A 16,280-nucleotide genomic window follows, 5' to 3' on the forward strand; every position below is an offset into this window, starting at 1 on the left:
GGCCTATCAACAATCGTGATGGCCGGGTAACCATGCACCTCCTCTCCGCCCAAGCCGGCGCCATCCAGCAGGAGGGCGAAGCCATCGACCTCAACCAGCGCCCCGGCGCCCTGGTCTTCGCCTCGTCCGCCGATAGCGAACTGAGCATGCTCGCCGGCGCGGCCGACCGGGCAGGGGAGGCCGAACTCCGCCTCGCCAACACGCTGCGCCTGTCCAACAACCTTTCCGTCGATCTCTGGCTGGAAAAAACCGTCGCCCACGCGCGTCTCGTCGTCCTCCGCCTCATCGGCGGCGCCTCTTACTGGCAATACGGCGTCGACGAACTCACCGCCCTCTGCGCCAACCGCAAAATTCCCCTCGCCCTGCTCCCCGGCGACGCCAACCCCGACCCAATCCTGCAATCGCGCTCCACCGTCCACCCCGAAGACTGGACCCGCCTCCACAGCCTCTTCATCGCCGGCGGTCCTGATAACGCCGATACGATCCTCCAAGCCTTCAATCTCCTGCAGGCCCCCTCATCCGGCGCTGCGCGCCACCTTCTCCCACAAGGGGAGAAGGTGAACTCTGCGTCTCCGCAAAAGCCCGGCCCACCTTCTCCCCTTGTGGGAGAAGGTGCCCGAAGGGCGGATGAGGGGTCTCTTCTGGCCAACCTGCACCCCACCCCCTTCGCCCGCTTCAGCCTCTGGCACCCCACCATTGGCATCACCGACGAATCCGGCCTACGCGCAATTCACCTGAGACCTCATGGTGAGCTTGTCGAACCACGAGAGCCTGCCCTCGGGCTTGACCCGATGGGGGCACCCGATCCTGCCACGACCTCGTCCCTCGACAAGCTCAGGAGGGGGTCTACTGTAAATTACATCCCCATCCTCTTCTACCGAGCCGCCCTGGAAGGCGCCGGCACCGCCACCATCACAGCCCTCATCGCCGAACTCGAGCGCCAACACCTGACGCCCGTCCCGCTGCTCGTTTCCTCCCTCAAGGAGGCCGCGTGCGTCCGCTTCGTCCAGAACGCCCTTTCAGCCTTTCCGCCAAGCGCCATCTTCAACCTAACCGGCTTTGCCCTGGGCATTGATGGCCTCGACCCCAAATCCAACCCGTTCTCCACCTGCGACGCCCCGGTCATCCAACTGATCCAGTCCGGCCGCTCCGAAGGGCAATGGATCGCCGATCCGCAAGGCCTGTCCTCCAAGGACATGGCCATGTTCCTCGTCATGCCCGAAGTCGACGGCCGCATTGGGGGCCTCCTCGTCGGCCACAAGGCCGATGCCGTCTGGCAGGACCTCTGCCAAGTGCCCCTCACCAGCTACACCCCCGATCATTCCGGCATCGCGCGCGCCGTCATCCTCGCCAAGAACTACCACCGGCTCCGCACCACTCCCCGCGCTAAGCGCCGCATCGCCCTCGTCCTCGCCAACTACCCCATCCGCGACGGCCGTCTCGCCAACGGCGTCGGCTATGATGCCCCCGAATCCACAATCCGTATGCTGCAAGCGATGGAATCGGCCGGCTACACGCTAGACCCATCCCCCAGTAGCCCTCATGGTGAGCCTGTCGAACCACGAGGGCGTGCCCTCGATGACTGGACGAGCACCGACCTTATCCACGCCTTCCAATCGGGCCCCACCAACGCTAACCCCCAGCGCGGCACGTCCCCCGCCACGCTCCCGCTGGCCCGGTATACTGAACTCTTCGCTACGCTCCCCGAACCCATCCGCACCGCCGTCACCACTCGCTGGGGCGACCCCGCCACGGACCCCTTCGTTCGCGACAACACCTTCCACCTCCCGGCCCTAATCTTCGGCAATGTCGCGATCCTCCTCCAGCCCGCCCGCGGCTATCATCTCGACGAAACCGCCAGCTACCACGACCCAGCCCTCGTGCCCCCGCACGCCTACATCGCCGCCTACCTTTGGCTACGGCACGATTTCGGCGCCCACGCCCTGATCCACAACGGCAAGCACGGCACGCTTGAATGGCTGCCCGGCAAGGCGACTGCACTTGACGCCGCCAGCTATCCCGACGCCCTCTGGGGCCAATTGCCCCATTTCTACCCGTTCATCGTCAACGACCCCGGTGAGGGCACCCAGGCCAAACGGCGCAGCGGCGCCGTCATCATCGACCATCTCGTGCCCCCGCTCACGCGCGCCGAAACCTACGGGCCGCTCAAGGACCTCGAAGCCCTGCTCGATGAATACTACGCCGCCTCCGGCATGGACCGCCGCCGCCTTGCCGATTTGCGCCGCCGCATCCTCGATTTCACCCGTGACAGCCGTCTCGACCGCGACATCGGCCTGCCCGAAGATGAAACCCAAGCGCTGATCGCCATCGACAACTTCCTCTGCGACCTTAAGGAAGCGCAAATCCGGGATGGCCTTCACGTCTTCGGCCAATCCCCCACCGGCATTCTCCAACGCGATCTCATCGTGGCATTGGCCCGCGTCCCCCGCGGCGAAACCCCCGGCGAAGCCTCCCTCATCCGCGCTCTCGCCGACGACCTCAAACTCGGCTTCGATCCTTTAACGGCAAGATTGGGCGAGCCTTGGCACGGGCCGCAAACACTGGACGGCACCTCCCCCCTTGCGGGGGAGGTTGGGAGGGGGGACGAGAGCCACAATCTTCGAACGGTCGGCGACATCGTCGAACACCTGGAATCCATCGCCGCCGACCTGGTCGACGGCACGCTCTCCGCACCCACGAACTGGACCGCCACTAACGCCGTCCTCGCCACCATTGCCTCCACCATCCGCCCCCGCCTGCAACAATCCGGCTCTGCCGAGATGGCGGCCCTCATCGACGGCCTCGACGGCAAGTTCATCCGCCCTGGCCCATCCGGCGCGCCCTCCCGCGGGCGCCTGGATGTACTGCCCACGGGCCGCAATTTCTATTCCGTCGACTCTCGTGCCATCCCCACGCCCACCGCCTGGGAACTCGGCCGAAAATCCGCGGAAAGCCTCGTCCTCCGCCATTTGCAGGATCATGGCCATCACCTCCGCTCGGTCGCGCTATCGGTCTGGGGCACCGCCAATATGCGCACCGGTGGTGACGACATCGCCCAGGCCATGGCGCTGATCGGCGCCAAACCCGTCTGGGACCCGGGCTCCCTCCGCGTCTCCGGCTACGAAATAATCCCGCTCGCGAAACTGGGCCGTCCGCGCGTCGACGTCACACTGCGCATCTCCGGCTTCTTCCGCGATGCGTTCCCGGATCAGATCCGCCTGTTCGACCGCGCCATCCGCGCCATAGGGGCCCTGGACGAACCCGCCGAAGACAACCCCATCGCCGCCACCATGCGCACCGACGCACTTGCTGGCGATCACCTCGCCGCCGGCCACCGCATCTTCGGCTCCAAGCCCGGTGCATACGGCGCCGGTCTCAATGCTCTCATCGACTCAGGCACCTGGTCCACCAAGGCCGACCTCGCCAATCAGGCCCTCGATTGGGGCCAATACGCCTATGGCGCCCAAGCCGCCGGCACGCCCGAACGCGCTCGCTTTGCCGCTCGCCTCAGTGATATCGACGCCGTCATCCACAACCAGGACAATCGCGAACACGACCTGCTGGATTCGGATAACTATTACCAGTTCGAGGGTGGTCTATCCGCCGCCGCCGAGACGCTCACGGGCCAGAAACCCACGATCTACCACAACGATCATTCCCGCCCCGAACGCCCGCTGATCAAGACGCTCGAGCAGGAAATCTCCCACGTCATGCGCTCCCGCGTGGTCAATCCGAAATGGATCAATGGCGTAAAACGCCACGGCTATCGGGGCGCATTCGAGATCATCGCCACGGTCGATTTCATGTTCGCCTTCGCGGCCACCACGGGGGCCGTCAAGACGCACCACTTCGATCTCGCCTTCGAAGCCTTCATCGAAGACGACGCCACGCGCGACTTCATCCGCACCAGCAACCGCTACGGCTACGACGAACTCATTGCCAAGTTCAACGAAGCCCGCCAGCGCGGCTTCTGGACACCCCGCTCCAATTCCGCCTATGCCTTTCTCGAGGACACGCCATGACCGACAAGCCGCTCAAGAAGACCGACCTGATGACCGAGGCCGAGCGCGATGCCTATCATGCTGAAAAGATGCGGAAAAAGAGGGAGGCCCGTAACAAGATTCTCGCCACCAAGACCCAGGAAAAGGGCCTGCTGATCGTTCACACGGGCAAGGGCAAGGGTAAGTCCACCGCTGCTTTCGGCATGGTGTTCCGCGCGCTGGGCCACGGCATGAAGGTGGGCGTGGTGCAGTTCGTCAAGGGCGTCTGGGAAACCGGCGAGCGCGACGTGCTGATGAAGTTCCCCGATCTCGTCACCATCAACGCCATGGGTGAAGGCTTCACCTGGGACGTCGCCGATCGCCAGCGCGACCTGGCCGCCGCCCGCAACGCCTGGGAGCAGGCCAAGCGCCTGATCGCCGACCCGAGCTACAAGATGGTGCTGCTTGACGAACTAAACATCTGCCTGCGTTACGACTATCTGCCCATCGATGAGATCGTCGAGGTCCTGCGCAACAAGCCCGCGGACAAGCACGTCATCGTCACCGGCCGCAATGCCAAGGATGAGTTGATCGAAATCGCCGATCTCGTCACCGAAATGACCGAGATCAAGCACCACTTCCGATCCGGCGTGAAAGCGCAACTGGGCATCGAATTCTAGCGGCTGCGTGGCTCAGCAATTGCCGCGCAGGCTGGCCACCAACAGGTCGATCATCGGGTCCATCACCGTGCTGTCCGTCACCGAATACTCGGCCCGAAAGGCCCCGTAGCTCGTGCCATCGCAGAGCATCGTCATGCGTTGGTAGACGATGCGTGATCCCCGTACGGCCGACCAGCTCGCCCATTGCGGCGTCACGGCCTGATAGGAAACGTTCCACGCTTCGCCAGCTTCCGCCTCGATGCGTCGGCTGACTTCGCTCTCGAAATCGCCCAGCAGATTGCCGCCCCATACCATGAGGTACGTCGCCTTGCCTTCGGCCGCAAAGGTTCGGCCATCGCCATTGTCGCTCTCCGATTGGGTATAAAAACCCGGGGGAATGTCGATGGAGTAGCTGAACCGGCTGTTCTGATACGCCTCCCAACCCTGGGCGGAGGCAGGCGTGGCAAGCAGGGCGAGAAGGAAGGTGAGGATGATGCGCATGGAGCGATTCTGCCCGTCCGTACCGCATCCGGCAAGCCGCAATCGCTTATAGCACCACGATCCCGGAATGCTTCGCCTTTTGCTCTGGCTCCACATGGATGGTGATCTGCACATTGGGCACCGCCTGGCGCAGCTTGGCCTCGATCCCGTCGCAAATGCTGTGGGCATCATCCACGCTCATGCTGCCCGGCACCACCAGGTGAAAGTCGATAAAGGTCATCTTGCCGGCCTGACGCGTGCGAATGTCATGCGCCTCTATGGCGCCTTCGGCATTGCCGGCAATCACTTCGCGGATGGTCTTCTGGGTTTCCGGCAACACGGCCACGTCCATCAGACCACCGACGCTGTCGCGGATCACGCCCCAACCGGACCAAAGGATATTGAGCGCCACCAGCGCCGCAAGGATCGGGTCAAGAATGGCCCAGCCCGTCAGCAGCACCAGCCCCAGTCCGAGCAGCACGCCGATGGTGGACACCACATCGGTCATCAAATGCTTGCCATCCGCCTTGATGGCTGGCGAAAGCGCCATGCGTCCGTAGCGCAACAATACCTGCGCCCAAACCAAATTGATGACAGTCGCCACGGTGCTGATCACCAATCCCTGCGTCGGCGATTGCGGCAGTTCAGGTGACCTGAATCCAAAATAGGCCTCGCGCAGGATCAATATGGCCGCAACGATGATCATCACGCCGACCACCACTGCCGAGAAATACTCGGCCTTGTAGTAGCCATAGGGCAGAGCTGCATCGGCGGGACGCTGCGCCAGACGCACGGCGATCAGCGCGACAATCGCGGTCACCACATTGACGATCGATTCTAGCGCGTCCGAATAAAGCGCGATCGAGCCCGTCACATACCAGGCCAGGAACTTGAGGCCGAGCACGATCAGCCCGACCAGCAGGCTGGCCCCGGCAATCGCCAGTGTTCTGTTCTCGGTGATGCTCAAGCCGCCGCCCCGCTGAGGTGATCCCCTGCCTTAATGTCAAGCACGCTGCGCGGCAAGCCATTGAATTTGCAAATCATTTTCAGAAGCATTCCGATCTGCGTCTGCTTCCGGCGAACCCATTGATTGACCACGCGCTTCTGCTTGCCTAGAACCAATTCTGCGCAGAGTTCCACCAGGAACTGAAACAGAATCCGGTGCGGTCGACCCAACTCGGGGACCAACTCCGGAGCTGCAACGGTGTTTGAGCGAACCTGCCTCTTGCTTACTGAGAGGCGACGATGACCAATGATAACGACTCGATCCTGATCGGTCTTGGCTGCTCCACAGCCGCCAGCACAAGCGAGATTGTTGGCCTGGTCGAGGCCTGCCTACGTGAAGCGAACTGCCAAGCCGGGCAGATCGTGGCGTTTGCCACCCACAGTCGCAAGAGGGGCAGCGAAGCCCTGATCGATACCGCAACCCGGTTCGACGTTCCCCTGTTTTTCCTTGATGACGATGCCCTCGCGCCCGGCATTGATAGCACCTGTGAAGCCGTAGTCGCGGCCGCCGGGCCTCTACAACTAGGCAAACGCAAATCGCGTTACGCCACCTGCGCCATTGCCAGATGCGACACGGAGTTTTCGGTTGCCAGCCTGGCTCAACCAGTGAGGCCCAGCGCCGCAATCGCCGCGTCGAGATCAGCCACTTCCGTGGCCGGACCATAGAGTGGCCGTGCGATCATGATGACCTTCACTCCAAGCCGCCGCGCCGCGTCCAGCTTTGCCGCAGTCTGCGCCCCACCCGAATTCTTGGTGACCAGATGAGTGATCTCCTCGCGCCGCATCAGCGCCATCTCGCCATCCAGCGTGTAAGGCGGACGGCTCTGCAGCAAAGTGGCATGACGCGGGAGCTCCATTGCCGGTGCTTCGATGGTGCGCACGATGAAATGGCAATCATCCCGCTCCATGAAATGCTCAAGCCCGGCATGACCCGTGGTCAACAATACATCGGCGTTCGACGGCAATACGGCCGCGGCCTCCGAAGCAGTCTCGACCGTGATCCAGTCATCGCCAAGCTGCTGCTCCCAGGCCGGCCGCATATACCGTACCAGCGGGACGCCGGTGGCCAGCGCGGCAGCCACGGCGTTGATCGACATCATGCCGGCATAGGGATGGGTCGCATCCACCAGCCGCTCGATTCCCGCTACGCGCAAATAAGCGCTCAGCCCAGGAATGCCGCCGAACTTGCCCATGCGCAGGCCACCTTGCGGCAGTTTCGGGTCCTGCGTACGGCCAGCCAGCGAGGTAATGACGTCATGGCCCGCCGCCACCAACCGGTTGGCCAGTTCGCGAGCCTCTGCCGTTCCACCAAGGATCAATATCTTCATGTCATGCCGCGCCTTGCTCCCGGCCAATCTGCCCGTTTCGCGGGCTCGCCTCAAGGGAGCGCGCGCTGATGTTTGACTGGATCCGCAAACCCCGCCGACGCGGTCATTTCGCCGCCTTGGACAATGCCGACTTTCCGGAGTTGAAGCCCGGTACGGTCTGGCTGGTCGGCGCCGGGCCAGGCGGCCCCGGCCTTGTGTCGCTCCTAGGCTATCACGGCATCGGCCAGGCCGACGTCATCGTGCACGACGCGCTGGTGTCCCAGCATCTATTGAATATGGCGCCACGCCGCACAAAACTGATCTTTGCCGGCAAGCGCGGTGGCAAGCCGTCGCCGAAACAGACCGATATTTCCCTGCAACTGGTCGATCTGGCTAAAGCCGGCAAGCGCGTCCTGCGGCTAAAAGGCGGGGACCCCTACATGTTCGGGCGCGGTGGGGAGGAGGCGGCAACACTGGCGCGTGCCGGCGTGCCGTTCCGCATCGTCCCCGGCATCTCTGCTGGATTGGGCGGCCTCGCCTATGCCGGAATTCCCATAACCCATCGGGAAAACAATCAATCCGTCATCTTCCTGACCGGCCACGACGAAAATGGCGTCGTTCCCCTCGGTGTTGATTGGGCGACCGTGGCGCACGCCAGCCCCGTGATCGTCATGTTCATGGCCGTCAAGCATTTGGGCTCGATTGCTGAAAAGCTCATGGCCGGCGGCCGCTCCGGCAGTGACCGCTTGGCCATCGTCTCCAACGCCGCAACGCCGGAGCAAAGGGTGTTGGAAACGACTTTGAACCGGGCAGGGGAACTTACCGACATTCCTACCCCTGCCATCGTCGTCCTTGGCCCCGTCAGTGCCCATCGCGAAACCCTCGACTGGTATATCGGCCAAGCGCGGAGCCACGTCTTTGGCTAATTCCAACACCCCACAGCGCTATTCCCACCCACCACGTCATTCCCGCTTTCGCGGGAATGACACCGTGATGAATACGACGCCCCCCGCCGGAATAACCCCATGACCTCCCCCAAGGGGCTTGTCATAGCCGCCCCGCGCTCCGGCTCGGGCAAAACGGTTGTTACCCTGGGCATTCTTACGGCCCTGCGCCAAGATGGCGTGGTGGTCGCCCCGGCCAAGGTGGGGCCTGACTACATCGATCCGACCTTCCTCGGCCGCGCCGCGATGCGCGACGCGGTCAATCTCGATCCCTGGTCTATGTCGCCCTCCCGGCTCAAGGCGCTCGCTGAAACCCAGGCTATCGGTGCTGATCTGCTGGTCGTCGAAGGCGTCATGGGCCTGTTCGATGGCGCGGCTGATGGCTTCGGCTCCACGGCCGATCTGGCCGAATTGCTTGAACTGCCGGTCATCTTCGTTGTCGATGCCGACCGGCAAAGCCAGTCCATTGCCGCATTGGTGGCTGGCTTCGCCCATTGGCGCCAAGGCGTGCGCATTGCAGGCGTGGTACTCAATCGCGTTGCGTCGATGAAGCACGAACGCATGCTGACGGATGCGCTCGCCGCAACCGGCATCCCCTGCCTCGGCGCCATTCCCCGCAACGCCGATCTGGTGCTGCCGGAGCGCCATCTGGGATTAGTTCTACCGGCCGAAGTGAGTGCGTTCGAGACCTTTCTCCACACCGCTGCCCAGAGCGTGGGTCAATATCTCGATCTCGACCGCCTCCAGCAACTCGCAGCTAAACTCCCACCGGCCGAGCGCCCATCCATCCCTTTGCCGCCTTTGGGCCAGCGCATCGCCATCGCCCGCGACCAGGCTTTTGCGTTTTTATACCCCCATCTATTGGATGGTTGGCGCAGCATGGGCGCTGAACTCAGCTTCTTTTCTCCGCTGGCCGATGAGGCGCCCGATGCCAACGCCGACGCGGTTTTTCTGCCTGGCGGCTATCCCGAACTGCATGGGGGAACGCTGTCTGCCGCCATGAACTTCAAGGCCGGCATACAAGCCGCGCAGCAACGCAATGTGCTGATTTATGGCGAGTGCGGGGGCTTCATGGTGCTGGGGGAAACGTTGGTCGACAAATCAGGTCAGGGGCACGCCATGGCAGGCCTATTGCCCGTCACCACCCGCATCGACCGGCCCAAGCGCGTGCTGGGCTATCGCCGCCTGATCCACGCTGGCGCGCTGCCCTGGCCCGGCAGGCTCAATGGTCACGAATTCCATTATTCTTCGGCCAAACAATCGCGTCTCACGCCCCTGTTTGCCGCGACCGATGCGCAGGGCGAAGCGATGCCACCCATGGGCGCTGTGATCGGGCGCGTCATGGGCTCTTACGCCCACGTCATCGATGCGGCATAAGCGCGACCATGGCTAAATCCCTGATGTTCATGGGCACGGGTTCTGATGTCGGCAAATCCTTGCTGGTGGCTGGTCTCTGTCGCGCCCTTGCCAATCGCGGCCTGCGCGTAGCGCCGTTCAAGCCGCAGAACATGAGCAACAATGCCGCCGTGACCGCCGATGGCGGCGAGATCGGTCGGGCCCAAGCCCTGCAGGCACGGGCCGCGCGGCGGGAGCCGCTCACAGCCATGAACCCGGTTCTGCTCAAGCCCGAAGGCGAAACCGGCTCGCAGATCGTCGTGCGCGGCCAGCGCCGCGCCTCAATGTCGGCCCGCTCCTATTGGTCGGAACGCGGCAAGCTGATGCCGGAAGTGCTGGGCGCCTTTCACGAACTCGCCGGACACGCTGATGTCGTCCTTGTGGAAGGCGCTGGCAGCGCGTCCGAGGTCAATCTGCGGGCCAATGACCTCGCCAATTTCGGCTTCGCCCAAGCGGCCCAGGTTCCAGTGATCCTTGTTGGCGACATCCAGCGTGGCGGGGTCATCGCATCCATCGTCGGCACCTTTGCCGTGATCGATCCCGCCGACGCAGCGCTGATCCGGGCGACCCTCGTCAACAAATTCCAGGGCGATTCAAGCTTGTTTGCCAAGGGCTTGCTTACGATTGAGCAGCGAACCGGGGTAAAGTGTTTCGGCCCCATCCCCTGGTTCGCTGACGCCGCCAAGCTCCCCGCGGAGGACGTGCTGGCGCTTGAAAACTACGCCACCAATCGCGCGGGCAGCTTCACCATCGCCGTCCCGCGCCTGCCGCGCATCGCCAATTTCGATGATCTGGACCCATTGCGGGCCGAGCCGGGCGTCAGCTTCGTTCTGGTAGAACCTGGCCAATCTCTCCCTCGCGACGCCGATCTGGTCATCCTGGCTGGCTCCAAGTCGACGCGCAGCGACCTTGATGCGCTGCGGTCAAATGGGTGGGACACTGATATTGCTGCGCACCATCGGGCGGGCGGGAAATTGCTTGGGATTTGCGGGGGTTACCAGATGCTTGGGCGGACTATTGCTGACCCTGAGGGGATCGAGGGAGCGCCTGGCACAAGTGAGGGGTTGGGGCTGCTCGATGTTGAGACAATATTGAGTAATACCAAGCAGTTGCGAGTGGAAAACGCCAGGCATCTGGCGTCGGGGCAGGCCATCAGCGGCTACCACATGCATATGGGGGTGACGGAGGGGGCTGACCGGGGCAGGCCGTTCGCTGAGGTGGATGGTGTCCCGGAGGGGGCGGTCAGTGCGGACGGGCGGGTTGCAGGCACCTATTTGCATGGCCTTTTCGCCGCCGATGGGTTCCGGCGCGCCATGCTGGGCCATGCTGCGAGCCCGGATTTCGCTTATGAATCAATGGTCGAGCAGACGCTGGACGATCTGGCGGCGCATCTTGAACGGCATCTTGATCTCGATGCGCTGCTGGCGCTTGCCGAGCCGGTGACCCGCCCATGATTGCGCTATTCGCGCTGCTGCTGGAGCGAATTCTCGGCTATTCGCCCCGCCTTGTCGCCGCCATTGGCCATCCGGTGATGTGGATAGGCAAGCTCGTGGATTTCTTCGAGAAACGGCTGAATAGCCCCGAGAAATCTGCCGAAGCGCTGCGTTTTCGCGGCGGGCTTGCTCTGCTTTTGCTTCTGCTTTGCACCGGTTTTGCTGCGCTCGTGATTGAGGTGCTGCTGCGCGCTGTTCCGTTTGGCTGGATTGCCGAGATTTTGCTGGCGACCACCTTCCTCGCGCAAAAGGAACTCGGGCGTTCCGTTCGAGCCGTCGCTGAAGCCTTGCGTAAGTCGCTGCAAGGGGGTCGCGAGGCCGTTAGCCACATTGTTGGTCGCGACCCCAATGCGCTTGATGAAGCCGGGGTCTCCCGAGCGGCAATCGAGACGCTGGCGGAGAGCACCAGCGATGGCGTGGTCGCGCCCTGGTTCTGGCTCGTCCTGCTCGGCCTGCCGGGCATCGCGCTCTACAAGGCGATCAATACGGCTGATTCGATGATCGGCCACATGAACGAGCGCTATCGCCACTATGGCTGGGCGGCGGCAAAGCTGGATGATCTCGCCAATTGGATCCCGGCTCGGCTGACGGCCGTGCTGATCACGGCGGCCTGTTTCTTCGTGCCCCATGCGAGCCCGAGTGGCGCATGGGCGGCCGCCAGACGGGATGCGCGCAAGCATGCCTCGCCAAATTCCGGCTGGCCCGAGGCGGCGTTCGCCGGTGCATTGGGGTTCGCGCTGGGCGGGCCGCGCAGTTATGCCGGTATCATCGTGGATCTGCCCACTTTCGGCAGTGGCAAATCGAGGCTCGTCGCCAGCGACATCCTGCGGGCGCTGGTGCTCTACAGGGCCACGCTGAACGTGTTGCTGGCCCTCAGTGTCGTCATCGCGTTGCTGGTGTTTGCTGCCGGCCGCTAGGCCTTGTGGATCCAGCTTTCTTCTTGGCCGGGTTGCTGGCCCTTGAGGGTCATCGGCAGGCCTGCGGTGACGAAATAGACGTCATCGCAAATCTCGGCCAACCGCTGATGCGCCGCGCCCGCCAGGTCGCGGAAGGTGCGGGCCATGGCATTGTCTGGCACGATGCCAAGCCCCACTTCATTGCTGACCAACACGATTTTAGCCGTTTTCAACTGCACCAGCGTGGCGCCGAGTTCGCTGACATGTTTTGACACGTCCTCCTCGGCCATCAGCAGATTGGTGATCCACAGCGTCAGGCAATCGACCAGGATCACGTCATGTTTCACCGATGCGGTGAGCAGCGCGTCGGAAAGCGCGACCGGCTCTTCGATGGTCGCGAATTTTTGTCCGCGGCTGGCCTTGTGGCTGGCCACCCTGTCGCGCATCTCGCGGTCGAGCGCTTCGGCGGTGGCGAGATAGGCCGGCTTGCTGCCGGAGCGCATCGCCAGACGTTCGGCAAACGCGGTCTTGCCGGATCGCGCCCCACCCAGAACCAGTACGTGTCGTGTCATTTCCAGCCTCCCTGTTCAGTCCGCCGCCGCGTTGTCGAGCCTAATCCTGCTTACCGGATCGGGGTTGCAGGCGAGCCATGCAAAGGCCGATCTTGGCAGGTATTTTTTGTGCCTTATTCTACTTTCGTCTTAGCAGCTTTCGCATTATGGTCCGCGCCGAAACAAGACCCTAGAATCCGTTCAGCATTTCGGAGATTCCTAGCGTGACGAGATACTACCTTGGCGTCGATGGCGGCGGAACCAATTGCCGCGTGCGACTGGCCGATGAGAATCTGCAAACGCTGGCCGAGGTCAAGAACGGTCGCTCCAATCTGCAGATCGATGCTGGCGAGCCCGCATTCAAGGCCATCAGCGACGGCACGCGCGATGTGTTCCGCGCTGCGGGTATCGATTTCGCCGAAGCCGCCAACACTTACGCCTGTTTCGGCATGGCCGGCGGCCGCATGGATTCCGCGCGTGCCAAGTTTGCCGCACGTCCGTGGCCGTTCGCCGGCGTAAAGGTCTATGACGATATCGACATCGCCCATGCCGGTGCCCTTGGTGGCGGCGAAGGCGGCGTGATCATCGTCGGCACCGGTTCTGCCGCCATGTCGATCGTCGATGGCAAGCGCCATCAGGCTGGCGGCTGGGGCTTCCAGATCGGCGACCAGATGTCTGGCGCGATCCTGGGGCGTGAGCTTGCCCGCTATTCCGTCGAGGCGGAAGATGGCCTGGTGGAAGGCTCGCCGCTGACCAAGGCCGTCATCGCGCAGCTGGGCGGCAACAACCAGGCGGTGATGACCTGGTCCTTTGCCACCGACATGGGTCTCAAGATTCTCAGCCGCGACGGAACGGAAGGGTGCGATGACGCCCTGATCGGCCGCGCCCCGGCGGAATTCGGTCGCCTGATGCCGCTGTTCTTCCAATATTTTGAACAGGGCGATCCTGTTGCCCGCAAGATGATGGACATCGAGCTTGGCTATATCGACACCTATGTCCGCTGGTTCAAAGGCCACAATGCCAACATCATGGCCATTGTCGGCGGCCTTGGCGAACGCCTGTTCCCCATTCTCCAGCAGCACTATGGCGACTTCGTTGCCCTGCCTAAATTCGAGCCGCTCCACGGTGCGGTAATCCTCGCCAAGCAGAACTTCGCTTAAAGACCGCGTCAAACCAAGGACTAGCCCAGTGTCCAGCCGTATTATTCCTGTCCAGCCTTTCGACTATGTGGTGTTCGGCGCCACGGGCGATCTGACCAAACGCAAGCTGATCCCGGCGCTCTACCACCGCTTCATGGACGGCCAATTTGATGGCCAGAGCCGTATCATCGGCGTGTCTCGTTCGAAGCTGAGCGATGCCGATTTCCAGGCGGCCGCACGCGATGCGATCACGCAGTTCGTGGAAAAAGACTATCAGGACCAGGCCGTCATCGAGCAGTTCGTCAAGATTTGCTCCTATGTTCCGGTAGACGTCAGCAAGCCTGAGGATGCGGGCGATCTCGGCAAGGCCCTGCGTGAAGACCCAAAGATCGTGCGGGCTTTCTACCTGGCGGTCGCGCCCGATCTGTTCGAGCCGATTGCGGAGTTTTTGCAAAAGAAGAAGCTTTATCGCCGTGACGCGCGCGTCGTGATCGAAAAGCCGCTCGGCCACGATCTGGAGTCGTCGGTCGAGATCAATGACGGCGTCGCCAAGATCTTCAAGGAAGATCAGGTTTACCGCATCGATCATTACCTCGGTAAGGAAACGGTGCAGAACCTGCTGGCGCTGCGCTTTGCCAATACGCTGTTCGAGCCGATCTGGAATTCGGCCCATATCGACCACGTCCAGCTGACGGTGGCCGAAAGCGTCGGCGCCGGTACGCGCGGTTATTACGATGAATCTGGCGCCCTGCGCGACATGATCCAGAACCACATGCTGCAGCTGCTTTGCCTTGTGGCCATGGAGCCGCCGGCATCCGACGACGCCAATGCGCTGCGCGACGAGAAGCTCAAGGTGCTGCGCGCGCTCAAGCCAATCGTCAATGGCGACGTCGCCAAGAACACCGTGCGCGGCCAGTACAAGGGCGTGAAGTCCGAGACGACGGCGGTTGCGGGCTATCAGGAAGAGCTGCCCGACGACAAGAAGGGCAGCCGCACCGAGACTTTCGTTGCGCTCAAGGCCGAGGTCGAAAACTGGCGTTGGGCCGGCGTGCCGTTTTACTTCCGCACCGGCAAGCGCATGGCCAGCCGCGCCTCGGAAATCTGTATCCAGTTCAAGCCCATCCCGCATTCCATCTTCGACCACGCCGAGGGCGCGGCCAAGGCCAACAAGCTCATTATCCGCCTGCAGCCCGACGAGGGCGTGAAACTGATGATGATGATCAAGGACCCAGGTCCCGGCGGCATGCGCCTGCGCGAAGTGCCGCTGAATCTCAGCTTTGCCCAGACCTTTACCGAGCGCACGCCGGAGGCCTATGAGCGCCTATTGTTGGACGTGATCCGTGGCAACCAGACCCTGTTCATGCGCCGCGACGAATTGGAGGCCGCCTGGAAGTGGGTCGACCCGATCCGTGAGGCCTGGGACCGCTCCAGCGAGCCGCCACAATCCTATGTCGCCGGCACCTGGGGGCCGAGTGGCGCCATTGCCCTGATCGAACGCGATGGGCGGACGTGGTATGAGGATGATAACTGATGCGTGGCGTATGAGGCGCTATCGCCTCGCGTCCGCTAGCCTGCTCCTCCCCCTTGACGGGGGAGGTTGGGAGGGGGTGTTGGGAGCCACGATATCTGGGCTAACCTCCCCCCACCCTTGATCCCTCCCCGCAAGGGGGAGGGTGTCGACTGAAACACTGGACTGTAAAGTAACCGCACATGCTCGAACGCCGCACATTTGCCGATAAGCCGACCCTTGCCAAGGAACTGGCCGAGGCTGTTGCCGACCGCATTCGGGCGGCTATCGAGACGCGCGGGGTTGCGGCGATTGCGGTCAGTGGCGGCTCGACGCCTGGCAGGTTCTTCCAGGCGCTGGGCAAGACCAAGGACATCGACTGGTCCAAGGTCATCGTCACGCTGGTCGATGAGCGCTGGGTCGATGAAACCAATGATCGCTCCAATGCCCTGCTGGTCAACGAGCGCATGCTGCAGGGGCCGGCGGCTACGGCGCGCTTCTTCCCGCTCTATTCCGGCGGAAACGAGCCCGATGCAGCGCACATCGCCAAGACCAATTCCTTGCTGGCCCAACTGCCCGAGCAGTTCGCGGCGGTCGTTCTCGGCATGGGCAGCGATGGCCATACCGCATCGTTCTTCCCGGGCGGCGATACGCTGGACCAGGCATTGAGCGACGCCGGCCCGACAGTCTCCATCCGTGCGCCCGGCGCCGGGGAGCCGCGCATCACCTTTACCCTTCCGCGCCTCCTCCAGGCGGATGGGCTATACCTTCACATCGAAGGGGAGGAAAAGGCCGCCGTTCTCGACACGGCTTTGGGCGAAGGTCCGGTTGCGGACATGCCCATTCGTGCCGTTTTGCGGTCCGGCCATGCTGTAAACGTCTACTGGTGCCCATAGTCCCCTCAGCGATCCCCAATCGACCGCT

The 16,280-nt window shown here is 62.9% G+C and carries 14 protein-coding genes; 10 read left to right on the top strand and 4 right to left on the bottom strand.

Annotation, left to right across the window (positions count from 1 at the left end):
* Window positions 1-32: 32 nt before the first annotated feature.
* Complete coding sequence (cobN, locus tag C8264_RS15970) at window positions 33-4,022, top strand: cobaltochelatase subunit CobN (RefSeq protein WP_108461976.1); 3,990 nt, start codon at window positions 33-35, stop codon at window positions 4,020-4,022.
* A 29-nt stretch (window positions 4,023-4,051) separates the two neighbouring features.
* Window positions 4,052-4,660 (top strand): cob(I)yrinic acid a,c-diamide adenosyltransferase, encoded by a 609-nt coding sequence (gene cobO, locus C8264_RS15975; RefSeq protein WP_425430691.1) that lies wholly within the window; start codon window positions 4,052-4,054, stop codon window positions 4,658-4,660.
* A gap of 12 nt (window positions 4,661-4,672) precedes the next feature.
* On the opposite strand, the gene C8264_RS15980 is transcribed toward cobO, so the two are convergent.
* Both C8264_RS15980 and C8264_RS15985 read right to left on the bottom strand, forming a co-directional pair.
* Window positions 4,673-5,140: a hypothetical protein gene (locus C8264_RS15980; protein WP_108461978.1), complete on the bottom strand. Its 468-nt coding sequence runs from the start codon at window positions 5,138-5,140 to the stop codon at window positions 4,673-4,675.
* A gap of 46 nt (window positions 5,141-5,186) precedes the next feature.
* Window positions 5,187-6,086, bottom strand: a complete 900-nt coding sequence (locus C8264_RS15985) for a cation diffusion facilitator family transporter (RefSeq protein WP_205245705.1) — start codon at window positions 6,084-6,086, stop codon at window positions 5,187-5,189.
* Between the two features lie 278 nt (window positions 6,087-6,364).
* On the opposite strand from C8264_RS15985, the gene C8264_RS22950 reads away from it, so the two are divergent.
* On the top strand, window positions 6,365-6,790 hold the full coding sequence (locus C8264_RS22950; protein WP_108461980.1) for a cobalamin biosynthesis protein: 426 nt from the start codon (window positions 6,365-6,367) through the stop codon (window positions 6,788-6,790).
* Here the strand turns inward: C8264_RS22950 and C8264_RS16000 are convergent.
* Window positions 6,724-7,452: a cobalt-precorrin-6A reductase gene (locus C8264_RS16000; protein WP_108461981.1), complete on the bottom strand. Its 729-nt coding sequence runs from the start codon at window positions 7,450-7,452 to the stop codon at window positions 6,724-6,726. The genes C8264_RS22950 and C8264_RS16000 overlap by 67 nt on opposite strands.
* A 68-nt stretch (window positions 7,453-7,520) precedes the next feature.
* Here C8264_RS16000 and cobA point away from each other — a divergent pair, with 68 nt between their 5' ends.
* The 4 genes from cobA (at window position 7,521) to cbiB (ending at window position 12,180) form a co-directional block, all read left to right on the top strand.
* On the top strand, window positions 7,521-8,357 hold the full coding sequence (gene cobA / locus C8264_RS16005; RefSeq protein ID WP_108461982.1) for a uroporphyrinogen-III C-methyltransferase: 837 nt from the start codon (window positions 7,521-7,523) through the stop codon (window positions 8,355-8,357).
* Between the two features lie 99 nt (window positions 8,358-8,456).
* On the top strand, window positions 8,457-9,752 hold the full coding sequence (locus tag C8264_RS16010; protein WP_108461983.1) for a cobyrinic acid a,c-diamide synthase CobB: 1,296 nt from the start codon (window positions 8,457-8,459) through the stop codon (window positions 9,750-9,752).
* A gap of 8 nt (window positions 9,753-9,760) precedes the next feature.
* Window positions 9,761-11,224: a cobyric acid synthase gene (locus C8264_RS16015; RefSeq protein WP_108461984.1), complete on the top strand. Its 1,464-nt coding sequence runs from the start codon at window positions 9,761-9,763 to the stop codon at window positions 11,222-11,224.
* Window positions 11,221-12,180: an adenosylcobinamide-phosphate synthase CbiB gene (gene cbiB, locus C8264_RS16020; protein ID WP_108461985.1), complete on the top strand. Its 960-nt coding sequence runs from the start codon at window positions 11,221-11,223 to the stop codon at window positions 12,178-12,180. The genes C8264_RS16015 and cbiB overlap by 4 nt, the downstream gene beginning before the upstream one ends.
* On the opposite strand, the gene cobU is transcribed toward cbiB, so the two are convergent.
* A complete protein-coding gene (cobU, locus tag C8264_RS16025) occupies window positions 12,177-12,731 on the bottom strand; it encodes a bifunctional adenosylcobinamide kinase/adenosylcobinamide-phosphate guanylyltransferase (protein WP_108461986.1) in 555 nt (184 codons plus the stop codon). The genes cbiB and cobU overlap by 4 nt on opposite strands.
* 203 nt (window positions 12,732-12,934) lie before the next feature.
* Between cobU and C8264_RS16030 the strand changes: the two genes are divergently transcribed.
* The 3 genes from C8264_RS16030 (at window position 12,935) to pgl (ending at window position 16,252) form a co-directional block, all read left to right on the top strand.
* Window positions 12,935-13,870, top strand: a complete 936-nt coding sequence (locus C8264_RS16030; RefSeq protein ID WP_162783694.1) for a glucosamine kinase nucleotide-binding domain-containing protein — start codon at window positions 12,935-12,937, stop codon at window positions 13,868-13,870.
* 28 nt (window positions 13,871-13,898) lie between these two features.
* Window positions 13,899-15,380, top strand: coding sequence for a glucose-6-phosphate dehydrogenase (zwf, locus tag C8264_RS16035; RefSeq protein ID WP_108461988.1), 1,482 nt, complete (start codon window positions 13,899-13,901; stop codon window positions 15,378-15,380).
* A 179-nt stretch (window positions 15,381-15,559) separates the two neighbouring features.
* Complete coding sequence (pgl, locus tag C8264_RS16040) at window positions 15,560-16,252, top strand: 6-phosphogluconolactonase (RefSeq protein WP_108461989.1); 693 nt, start codon at window positions 15,560-15,562, stop codon at window positions 16,250-16,252.
* The last annotated feature ends 28 nt before the right edge of the window (window positions 16,253-16,280 follow it).

The organism is Devosia naphthalenivorans (assembly GCF_003056355.1).
Taxonomy (GTDB): domain Bacteria; phylum Pseudomonadota; class Alphaproteobacteria; order Rhizobiales; family Devosiaceae; genus Devosia; species Devosia naphthalenivorans.

What these genes read in the sequence shown, in the direction of transcription:
- C8264_RS22950 (WP_108461980.1), top strand. Translation starts at nt 6,365, where the DNA reads ATGACCAATGATAACGACTCGATCCTGATCGGTCTTGGCTGCTCCACA.
- C8264_RS16015 (WP_108461984.1), top strand. Translation starts at nt 9,761, where the DNA reads ATGGCTAAATCCCTGATGTTCATGGGCACGGGTTCTGATGTCGGCAAA.
- cobN (WP_108461976.1), top strand. Translation starts at nt 33, where the DNA reads ATGCACCTCCTCTCCGCCCAAGCCGGCGCCATCCAGCAGGAGGGCGAA.
- cobO (WP_425430691.1), top strand. Translation starts at nt 4,052, where the DNA reads ATGACCGAGGCCGAGCGCGATGCCTATCATGCTGAAAAGATGCGGAAA.
- cbiB (WP_108461985.1), top strand. Translation starts at nt 11,221, where the DNA reads ATGATTGCGCTATTCGCGCTGCTGCTGGAGCGAATTCTCGGCTATTCG.
- pgl (WP_108461989.1), top strand. Translation starts at nt 15,560, where the DNA reads ATGCTCGAACGCCGCACATTTGCCGATAAGCCGACCCTTGCCAAGGAA.
- cobU (WP_108461986.1), bottom strand. Translation starts at nt 12,731, where the DNA reads ATGACACGACACGTACTGGTTCTGGGTGGGGCGCGATCCGGCAAGACC.
- C8264_RS15980 (WP_108461978.1), bottom strand. Translation starts at nt 5,140, where the DNA reads ATGCGCATCATCCTCACCTTCCTTCTCGCCCTGCTTGCCACGCCTGCC.
- C8264_RS16000 (WP_108461981.1), bottom strand. Translation starts at nt 7,452, where the DNA reads ATGAAGATATTGATCCTTGGTGGAACGGCAGAGGCTCGCGAACTGGCC.
- C8264_RS16010 (WP_108461983.1), top strand. Translation starts at nt 8,457, where the DNA reads ATGACCTCCCCCAAGGGGCTTGTCATAGCCGCCCCGCGCTCCGGCTCG.
- cobA (WP_108461982.1), top strand. Translation starts at nt 7,521, where the DNA reads ATGTTTGACTGGATCCGCAAACCCCGCCGACGCGGTCATTTCGCCGCC.